The 6,095-nt window shown below is 74.3% G+C and carries 4 protein-coding genes; all 4 read left to right on the top strand.

Annotated elements, in window-relative coordinates:
- Positions 1-531: 531 nt before the first annotated feature.
- The 4 genes from AB0C73_RS18405 (at position 532) to dnaG (ending at position 6,037) form a co-directional block, all read left to right on the top strand.
- Entirely contained in the window at positions 532-1,296 is a 765-nt protein-coding gene (locus AB0C73_RS18405; RefSeq protein ID WP_362531010.1) for a sirohydrochlorin chelatase, read from the top strand.
- Positions 1,297-1,331: 35 nt separating this feature from the next.
- Complete coding sequence (locus AB0C73_RS18400; protein ID WP_362530831.1) at positions 1,332-2,654, top strand: deoxyguanosinetriphosphate triphosphohydrolase; 1,323 nt, start codon at positions 1,332-1,334, stop codon at positions 2,652-2,654.
- 184 nt (positions 2,655-2,838) lie between these two features.
- Entirely contained in the window at positions 2,839-4,101 is a 1,263-nt protein-coding gene (locus AB0C73_RS18395) for an FAD-dependent oxidoreductase (RefSeq protein WP_362530828.1), read from the top strand.
- Between the two features lie 22 nt (positions 4,102-4,123).
- Complete coding sequence (gene dnaG / locus AB0C73_RS18390; RefSeq protein WP_362530825.1) at positions 4,124-6,037, top strand: DNA primase; 1,914 nt, start codon at positions 4,124-4,126, stop codon at positions 6,035-6,037.
- Positions 6,038-6,095 lie beyond the last annotated feature (58 nt).

Genomic DNA, 6,095 nt, shown 5'->3' with positions numbered 1-6,095 from the left:
AGGCCGTCCGTTGGGCGCCGTGCAGCCGCTCGGGCCGGCCCTGCCTGCGGCTGGCCGCCAGTCGCACCCGCCTCGCCTCCTTCAGGCCGTCCGTTTGGCGCCGTGCAGCCGCTCGGGCCGGCCCTGCCTGCGGCTGGCCGCGAGTCGCACCCGCCTCGCCTTCTTCAGGCCGTCCGTTGGGCGCCGTGCAGCCGCTCGGGCCGGCCCTGCCTGCGGCTGGCCGCCAGTCGCACCCGCCTCGCCTCCTTCAGGCCGTCCGTTCGGCGCCGTACCGCCTCTCGGGCCGGTCCGGCCTCCTCCCGGGCCGGGCTCCGGCGTGCACCCGCACCCGCCCCGCATCCGCACCCGCCTCCTCCCGGCGTCGGCCCCGGGGCGCGGGTCGCCCGCCTGACAACCCCACACCCCTCCCCGTGAGCCCGCCGCAAACGCCCGTGACCCGCGTGAAACGGCCGCGCAACCTCGCCCCGGCAGCATCGGTGCATGACGACGTACGAGCCGGACGCCGACACGTTCGACAGCACCGCCGCCGGGATGCTCGGCCGGATCCTCGCGCGGCGGGCCGAGCCCGCGCCGACGCTCGTGGCCGTCGGTCACGGCAGCCGCGACCCCCGGGCCGCCGCCGAACTCCAGCGCCTCCTCGACCGGGTGCGCGAACTGCGCCCCGGCCTCGACGTACGGCTCGCGCACATAGAACTGAACGCGCCCCTGCTCACCGACACCCTCGCAGGGCTCACCGGTGACGCGGTCCTCGTCCCCCTCCTCTTCGCCCGCGGGTACCACGTCAAGCACGACCTGCCCGCCGCGGTCGAGGCCCATCCCGCCCTCCGCGCCCGGATCGCCGCACCCCTCGGCCCGCACCCCCTCCTCGTCGAGGCCCTCGCCGACCGCCTCGCCGAAGCGGGCTTGCGCCCCGAGGACGGGGCCTCGCCCGCCACCGGAGTGGTCCTCGCCGCCGCGGGCTCGCGCGACCCGGACTCCGCCACCGACATCCGCCGCATCGCCGGCCTGCTCGGCGAACGCCTCGGCGGCGTCCCCGTTCTCCCCGCCTACACCTCCGCCGCCGCCCCCACCGTCCCCGAGGCCGTCCGCGCCCTCGCCGCCCGCGGCCGTCACCGCGTCGCCGTGGCCTCCTGCTTCACCGCCCCCGGCCGCTTCGCCACCCGCGCCGCCGCCCACGCCCCCTGGCTGGCCTCCGCCCCCCTCGGCGCCCACCCGGCCCTCGCCCGCCTGGTCCTCCTCCGCTACGACGAAGCCTTGGCGGCCCGCAGTCACCGAAAGGAACTCGCCGCCATCTGACCCCTTCTGTCCGTCCCGCCCGTTACCTTCGGGGCATGGAAGGCATCACCGAACCCACGAACCCGCCCGCCCCCACCGCCACCCCCGGCTACGACGCCGCCGCCCTCGCGCGCTGGGCGCCCGAACCCGACAAACGGCCCGGCCGCACCGCCTTCCAGCGCGACCGCGCCCGGGTGCTGCACTCCGCCGCGCTGCGGCGGCTCGCCGGGAAGACGCAGGTCGTCACGCCCGGCACCCGAAGCCACGCCTGGGACGCGAGCCCCCGCACCCGGCTCACCCACTCGCTCGAATGCGCCCAGGTGGGGCGCGAGCTCGGGGCGGCGCTCGGATGCGATCCCGATCTGGTCGAGGCGGCCTGCCTCGCCCACGACATGGGGCACCCGCCCTTCGGGCACAACGGCGAGCAGGCGCTCAACGACGTCGCCAAGGACTGCGGCGGCTTCGAGGGCAACGCCCAGTCGCTCCGGCTCCTCACCCGAATCGAGCCCAAGCGCTTCGTCACCGACCCCGCCACCGGCGAGCCCGTCAGCGTCGGGCTCAACCTCACCCGCGCCGCGCTCGACGCCGCCACCAAGTACCCGTGGCCCCGCGGCGCGCACCCCACCGACCCCGGGTCGCCGAAGTTCGGCGTGTACGAGGACGACCTGCCCGTCTTCGCCTGGATCCGCGAGGGCGCGCCCGGACACCGCAAGTGCTTCGAGGCCCAGGTCATGGACTGGTCCGACGACGTGGCGTACTCGGTGCACGACGTCGAGGACGGGCTGCACGCCGGGCACATCGACCCCAACCTCCTCCTCGCCGAGCCCGAGCGCGCCGACATCTGGGCGGTCGCCCTCGGCCGCTACGTACCCGAGGACACCGACCCGCAGGAGCTCGCCGACGCCCTCGACCGGCTGCTCGACCAGGAGTGGTGGCCGCACGGCTACGACGGCTCGGCGGTCGCCCAGGCCCGTCTCAAGGACGCCACCAGCCAGCTCATCGGCCGCTTCTGCCTCGCCGCCGAGGGCGCCACCCGGCAGGCGTACGGCTCGGGCCGGCTCACCCGTTACGCCGCCGAGCTGGTCGTACCCCGCGAGACCCGCAACGAGTGCGCCGTCCTCAAGGCCGTCGCCGACCGGTACGTGATGCAGCGCGCCGAACAGGAGGCGCTCCGCGCCGACCAGCGCATCGTGCTCGCCGAGCTCGCCGAGGACCTCGCCGCCCGCGCGCCCGAGGGGCTCGAACCGCAGTTCCGGGCGCTGTTCGTCGGCGCGCCCGACGACCGTGCCCGCAAGCGGGTGATCGTCGACCAGATCGCCTCCCTCACCGACGCCTCCGCCCGCACCCTCCACGCCCGGCTCCGCCCCCCGCGCGGCTGAGGCGCCCCCCCCGCGCGCCTGAGGACCGCCCCGCGGAGCCCCCTGGCCGGCCCGGGGGGCCGTCCGCCCCCTTCCGCCTTCCCGGCCGGTGCGGGACCCTCGCATGCATGCCCCGGGGCGGTACGGCCCCGGCCGCGCCCGGGGGCGTAGCGTAGGGAACCGGTCGCAACGAGGAGGAATCAACGTGGTCGACGCAGATCAGACCTTTGTCATCGTCGGCGGGGGCCTGGCCGGGGCCAAGGCGGCGGAGACGCTGCGCTCCGAGGGGTTCAACGGACGAGTGATCCTCATCGGCGACGAACGCGAGCACCCCTACGAACGCCCCCCGCTCTCCAAGGCCTATCTCCTCGGCAAGGACGAGCGCGACTCCGTCTTCGTCCACGAGCCCGCCTGGTACGCGCAGCACGACGTCGAACTGCACCTCGGCCAGACCGTCACCGCCATCGACCGGGACGCCCGCACCGTCCGTCTCGGCGACGGCACCGTCATCCGTTACGACAAGCTCCTCCTCGCCACCGGCGCCGAGCCCCGCCGCCTCCCGATCCCCGGCACCGACCTGGCCGGCGTCCACCATCTGCGCCGGCTCGCCCACTCCGAGCGGCTGCGCGACGAGCTGCGCGCCCTCGGGCGCGACAACGGACACCTGGTCATCGCCGGGGCCGGCTGGATCGGCCTGGAGGTCGCCGCCGCGGCCCGGACGTACGGCGCCGAGGTCACCGTCGTCGAGGCCGACCCCACCCCGCTCTACCGCGTCCTCGGCCCCGAACTCGGCCAGCTCTTCGCCGACCTGCACACCGAGCACGGCGTCCGCTTCCACTTCGGCGCCCGGATCACCGAGATCACCGGCCAGGACGGCATGGTCCTCGCCGTGCGCACCGACGACGGCGAGGAGCACCCCGCGCACGCCGTCCTGATCGCCATCGGCGCCGCCCCGCGCACCGCGCTCGCCGAGAACGCCGGGCTCGCCCTCGTCGACCGCGCCGACGGCGGCGGCGTCGCCGTCGACGAGTCGCTGCGCACCTCCGACCCCGACGTCTTCGCGGCCGGCGACATCGCCGCCGCCCACCACCCGCTGCTGCACACCCGGCTGCGCGTCGAGCACTGGGCCAACGCCCTCAACGGCGGCCCGGTCGCCGCCCGCGCGATGCTCGGGCAGCACGTCTCCTACGACCGCGTCCCGTACTTCTTCACCGACCAGTACGACCTGGGCATGGAGTACTCGGGCTGGGCGCCGCCCGGCTCGTACGACCAGGTCGTGGTGCGCGGCGACACCGGCAAGCGCGAGTTCATCTCCTTCTGGCTGAAGGAGGGCCGGGTGATCGCGGGCATGAACGTGAATGTGTGGGACGTCACAGACCCGATCCAGGAGCTGATCCGGTCCCGGGTGCAGGTGGACCCGGAGCGCCTGGCGGACCCCTCGGTGCCCCTGGACAGCCTGGGAGCATGACGCCCACCCGTAGACTCTATGCGTGGCAGGCAGGATCAACGATGACGACGTGAAGGCGGTACGGGACGCGGTCCCGATCGACGCCGTCGTGTCCGAATACCTCCAGCTCCGCAACGCGGGCGGCGGCAACCTCAAGGGCCTCTGCCCCTTCCACGACGAGAAGTCGCCCTCCTTCCAGGTCAGCCCCGGCAAGGGCCTGTTCCACTGCTTCGGCTGCCAGGAGGGCGGCGACACGATCGCCTTCGTGATGAAGATCGACCACCTCTCCTTCTCGGAGACGGTCGAACGGCTCGCCGCCCGGGCCGGCATCACCCTGCGCTACGAGGAAGGCGGCTACAACCCCGGCCACCAGCGCGGCGAACGCACCCGCCTGGTCGAGGCGCACCAGGCCGCCGCCCGCTACTACGCCGAGCAACTCGGCTCCCCCGAGGCCGAGATCGGGCGCAAGTTCCTCGCCGAGCGCGGCTTCGACCAGGCCGCCGCCGAGCACTTCGGCGTCGGCTACTCCCCGGCCGGCTGGGACCACCTCACCCGCTTCCTGCGCGGCAAGGGCTTCACCGACCGCGAGCTGATCCTCTCCGGCCTCTCCCAGGACGGGCGCCGCGGCCCCATCGACCGCTTCCGCGGGCGCCTGATGTGGCCGATCAAGGACGTCGGCGGCGACGTCGTCGGCTTCGGCGCGCGCAAGCTGCGCGAGGACGACAACGGGCCCAAGTACCTCAACACGCCCGAGACGCCGATCTACAAGAAGTCCCAGGTGCTCTACGGCATCGACCTGGCCAAGAAGGACATCGCCAAGGTCAGCCGCGCCGTCGTCGTCGAGGGCTACACCGACGTCATGGCCTGCCACCTGGCCGGCGTCCCCACCGCCATCGCCACCTGCGGCACCGCCTTCGGCGGCGAGCACATCAAGATCCTGCGCCGGCTCCTCATGGACAACGGCTCGGCCCGCGTCATCTTCACCTTCGACGGCGACGCCGCCGGCCAGAAGGCCGCCCTGCGCGCCTTCGAGGACGACCAGAAGTTCGCCGCCGAGACCTATATCGCCATCGCCCCCGACGGCATGGACCCCTGCGAGCTGCGCCTCGCCAAGGGCGACGAGGCCGTCGCCGACCTGGTCGAGCCGCGTACGCCGCTGTTCGAGTTCGCGCTGCGCCAGATCGTGAACCGCTACGACCTGGAGACCCCGGCGGGCCAGGCCGCCGCCCTGGACGAGGCCGCCCCGATCGTCGCCAAGCTCAAGAACCTCGCCGTGCAGCACGGCGTCGCCGTCCAGCTCGCCGGCATGGTCGGCATCCTCGACGAGCGCTTCGTCGTTCGCCGGGTCTCGCAGATCGCCCAGTGGCAGCGCGGCGGCGGAGGCGGCAAGGACGCCGGCCGGGGGGCCGACCGCCGCTCCGACCGGCGCCGGCCGTACGACACCGCCGGCATCCAGGCGCCCGTCGCCCCCGCCGGGCCCGCGCTCAACCTGCGCAGCCCCGCCCACCGCACCGAACGCGAGCTGCTCAAGCTGGCGTTGCAGCGCCCGGAGCTGGTCTCCCCGGCCTTCGACGCGTACGGCGTCGACGAGTTCACCGCCCCGCCGTACGCGGCCGTCCGCCAGTGCATCCACGACGCGGGCGGCGCCACCGGCGCACCCTCCGACTATCTGGCGACGGTCCGCGAGGCCGCGCCCGACGACACCGTGCGCGCGCTCGTCACCGAGCTCGCCGTCGAGGTGATCTTCGCGAAGAACGTCGACGAGGCGTACGCGGGCGACCAGCTGGTGACCGTACGGCTCCGGGCCGTCGACCGCCGCATCCGCGACGTCCAGAGCACCCTGGCCCGGCTCGGTGCGCACGGCGACCCGGCCCAGCTGGCCGCCGTACAGAACGAACTGTGGGTGCTCACCCAGTACGGGCAGTCGCTGCGCAACCACGGCGCCGCCGCGCTCTGACACACGTTCGGTCACAAGGCGGACTCAAAAAGTCACCGCACGCCCCTCGTGGCGGTGT

This window comes from Streptomyces sp. NPDC048623, from assembly GCF_040650755.1.
Taxonomy (GTDB): domain Bacteria; phylum Actinomycetota; class Actinomycetes; order Streptomycetales; family Streptomycetaceae; genus Streptomyces.
This window is presented reverse-complemented; position numbering and strand designations above follow the sequence as displayed.